Annotated in this window: 3 protein-coding genes; 1 reads left to right on the plus strand and 2 read right to left on the minus strand. The window is 40.6% G+C overall.

Annotated elements, in window-relative coordinates; translation table 11 throughout:
- On the minus strand, positions 1 to 899 hold an 899-nt coding region (locus tag ENH88_RS09505), incomplete at its 3' end, for a M17 family peptidase N-terminal domain-containing protein (RefSeq protein ID WP_304181994.1).
- Between the two features lie 168 nt (positions 900 to 1,067).
- On the opposite strand from ENH88_RS09505, the gene msrA reads away from it, so the two are divergent.
- Positions 1,068 to 2,360, plus strand: a complete 1,293-nt coding sequence (gene msrA / locus ENH88_RS09510; protein WP_414704826.1) for a peptide-methionine (S)-S-oxide reductase MsrA — start codon at positions 1,068 to 1,070, stop codon at positions 2,358 to 2,360.
- A 32-nt stretch (positions 2,361 to 2,392) separates the two neighbouring features.
- On the opposite strand, the gene ENH88_RS09515 is transcribed toward msrA, so the two are convergent.
- Positions 2,393 to 3,298 (minus strand): LysR family transcriptional regulator, encoded by a 906-nt coding sequence (locus ENH88_RS09515; protein ID WP_304181996.1) that lies wholly within the window; start codon positions 3,296 to 3,298, stop codon positions 2,393 to 2,395.
- Positions 3,299 to 3,701: the final 403 nt, after the last annotated feature.

Consider the following 3,701-nt stretch of genomic DNA (forward strand, 5'->3'; position numbering starts at 1 on the left):
ATATCTGACTTCATACGCGCTATCGATGCGCCAGTTTTTAAACTGTAGCCGCCTGAATCAAAGGTGATCCCTTTACCGACTAGCGCGATAGGGGTGTCGTTTGAACCTTTGTAATGCGCAACCACTAAACGAGCACCTTGCTGGCTACCACGGCCTACGGCTTCAAGTGCGCCCATACCGAGTTCTTTTAATTGCTGTGGCTCTAAAATAGTGATTTCAACACCTAAAGACTCCAGCTCTTTTGCTGCATTAGCAAAATCTACAGGGGTCATTTCAGTGGCAACTTCTGAGGTAAGGTCGCGAGCTAAAAATACGCCGGCCTGAATGCTTTCAAGCTGTGCGTATTCACGTTTTGCTTGCTTAGCGTTATCTACATCAACACTATAACTGATTGTGTGGGTATTCGCCGTTTGTTTGTATTTTTCAAAGCGGTGATCACGCAGGTTCGCACCATGAGCAAAGTTAGCCGCTAATACGCTATTACTATTTACACCAGCCAACTCGTCGCTAGCGATGGTTGCAGTCGCTGTTTTATTAGCAAGTAATTGCGCGTGAATATTGCCACCTAATTTACTCATTAACGCTTTATCAAGTTTATCTTGTTTGCCCGTGCCCACGATAAGCACACGATTAAAGTCACTGTTATGCGGGGCTAATACTTCAACAACACTGGCGTACTTGCCACTAAAGTCATTACTGTCAATCGCACGCTGTAATTGGTTATTTAGTGTTTTATTAAGGGATTTGAACTGCTTATTACTGCCATCTTTAGCATAAAACAGTACTAATGCGTTGGCGTTATCATCAATTTTATTAGTAAAACTAAACTCTGCGGCCGTGGTTTGCGTACTGATTGTTACAGCAAGTGTGAGTGCCGATAGATTGAAAAGCGTCTTCATTGTTAAACCTATATTAAATAAAAGCCTTTTTACCTTACTTAGGTTCACAGGTTAAGTCGAATTCGGTAAAGCTGCGATAATGAGCGATAAAATAATGCTAACCGCTGAAATAATAGTATCCGCTCTAAGGTCTACTAAAATGAAGCAATTAATAGAGTGAGGTAGGGTATGTTGACATCAAAGAATTGGCTTACATTAGCCACTTGCAGCGTTTTGTTCAGTGCGGCAAGTTATGCGCTGTCGTTTGAAAATGAAACAGACGGAGATGTCCAAGCCACAATGCATTTAGAAACGATTGTACTTGGCTCTGGCTGCTTTTGGGGCGCTGAAAAGCGCTATGAAGCACTAGCTGGTGTGATTGATGCAGAATCTGGTTATGCAGATGGCAAAGGGTTCAAAGCAAGTTATCGTAACATTACTAAGCAGTCACGCCGCTATGATGAGAACAATTATGCTGAAGTCGTTCAAGTAACTTTCAACAGCAATATTATAAGCGCCGAAACATTACTAAAAAATTATTTTGAAAGTCATGATCCCACGCAAAAAAATCGTCAAGGTAATGATATTGGTACGCAGTATCGTTCAATTGTTTTAACGACTACGGCCGAGCAAGCCAAACTAGTAGAACAATTAAAGGCGCAATATCAAAGTAAATTAACCGCCGCTGGGTTTGGTACTATCAAAACGATAGTTAAACCGCTCACTGAGTTTTTCCCGGCGGAGGAGTATCATCAGGACTACTTAGTTAAAAATCCGAATGGCTATTGCCCCGATCATTCAACTGGGGTGGTATTTGAAAAAGTTACCGAAGATGCAATCGACAATACGGCATTATTAGCTGGAAAACAGATCGTTGTGATTGATTCACGTGATTATTGCCCATACTGTGAGAAATTTAAAAAAGATGTCAGCAATGAGTACAAAGGCAGTATTGCGTTAACGTATCGTAAGGCCGATCAACTTGATGGCTTAACAATTAAAACGCCAACTTGGGCAACACCCACCATCTTGTTTTTAGAAGATGGCAAAGAGGTTTATGGTCGTCAGGGTTATGTGTCAGCGGCTGAATTTTATAAAGCGCTGGGGGCGTTTAAATTAGGTGATAGTGAGGCGTATTCGGTGGCGTTTAATGCCCGCACAGATAGCCCGTTTTGTAAGCAATACGCTATATTCAAAAATACGCCAGACGGTATTTTTATTGATAAACTCAGTGGAGTACCTTTATTTGATACGCGTGACAGATTTAAATCGGGTACCGGCTGGTTGTCATTCACTCATCCGGTTAAAGATACAGTAACGCTACATGATGACAACAGTTATGGCATGCAGCGTATTGAAATCAAGTCTAAATCTTCTGGTATTCATTTAGGGCATTTGTTTCCCGGCGAAGGACCTAAAGGCCAAGATCGGTATTGCATTAATGCCACTGTACTCGAGTTTGTGGCGCGAGAGCAAAGCTAACCACAGCCCGTTTATCCAGAATCAAAACCCAGTCATGCACTGGGTTTTATTTTATGAATATCACTTAAGTGTTTAAAGGTATCTAGTAACCACTTTATAAATAGTTCAAGTGAGGCGTTGGTCTCGCTCGGATCATGTTGAACTAAGTAGTATTTATCTTTTGTTACTAATGGCTCATCGGTAAAGTTAAACAACCAACTTTCATCAAACCAGGTTTGGCTAATAGGTAAGGGGATAAGTGCGATCCCCATGCCTTGTTGGGCTGCGCGGGCGACGCCAAACATACTATCGATTTGGATGATTTGTTTTGGTGAAAAGTCATCAAGGCCTACATGTTCAGCCCATTGGTGCCACGCCCAAGGGCGAGCTTTATGTAAAATCAGCGGTACTTGTTGTAACGCTTCTAGGGGATTTTCATGCCATTGTTGCCAGTTTTCTTTGTTACATGCCGGAGAGTATTGTAAAGAGAATAGCTCGTGTACCACGCCTTCAAGAGGTTTTGACGACGACAACACAATCGATAGATCACTATTTATAGCCAGTTCTTTACGGGTTTTCATGGTATTCAGTTGTAAATTGGTTTTCGGGTGCTCGGTGGTCCACTCACTGAGTTTCGGCATCAATAATTCACTGGCAAAAAACTCAGGTAAGGTAATACTGATAGTGACATTCTCTTGCAACTGACTAAATTCAGTGATGGTTTTTTCAAGTGCTTTGATCAGCGGTGACACAGAATCATAAAAGTTTTTGCCCGCAGCAGTTAAATTGATAGAGCGAGTTTGGCGTTCAAATAGCTCAATACCTAATTGCTCCTCTAGCTGCTTGATTTGGTGACTAACAGCGGATGGCGTGAGGTAAAGTAAGTTAGCGGCTTCTTTAAAGCTTAACGTTCTTGCCGCAAAACAAAATGAACGTAATCCTCTAATAGGTGTTTGCATAGTCGTTGTTAGTAATTCTCAATAACGTTAGTTAAGCAATTATTATCCCAATTTGCAAAAAACCTCTGCTTAAAGTATGGGAATAGGTAATATTTGCCAGAATGCCTAATAAATAGACTTTTTTGGATTGTTTAATCTGCTATAAGCATTTAAATAGCTAATATATTAAGTTATTTCCGTTGCTTATTAAATTATATGTTTAAGCAATTTCAGTGATTTTCACAACCTTGGGGCATTATACGCTATTTGTGTGACAAATTGGTGCAGCCAAAAAAGTCTATTTATTAGGCATTCTGGCAAATATTACCTATTCCCATACTTTAAGCAGAGGTTTTTTGCAAATTGGGATAATAATTGCTTAACTAACGTTATTGAGAATTACTAACAACGACTATGCAAACAC

This window comes from Pseudoalteromonas prydzensis (genome assembly GCF_011050055.1).
GTDB lineage: Bacteria > Pseudomonadota > Gammaproteobacteria > Enterobacterales > Alteromonadaceae > Pseudoalteromonas > Pseudoalteromonas prydzensis_A.

What these genes read in the sequence shown, in the direction of transcription:
- msrA (WP_414704826.1), top strand. Translation starts at nt 1,068, where the DNA reads ATGTTGACATCAAAGAATTGGCTTACATTAGCCACTTGCAGCGTTTTG.
- ENH88_RS09515 (WP_304181996.1), bottom strand. Translation starts at nt 3,298, where the DNA reads ATGCAAACACCTATTAGAGGATTACGTTCATTTTGTTTTGCGGCAAGA.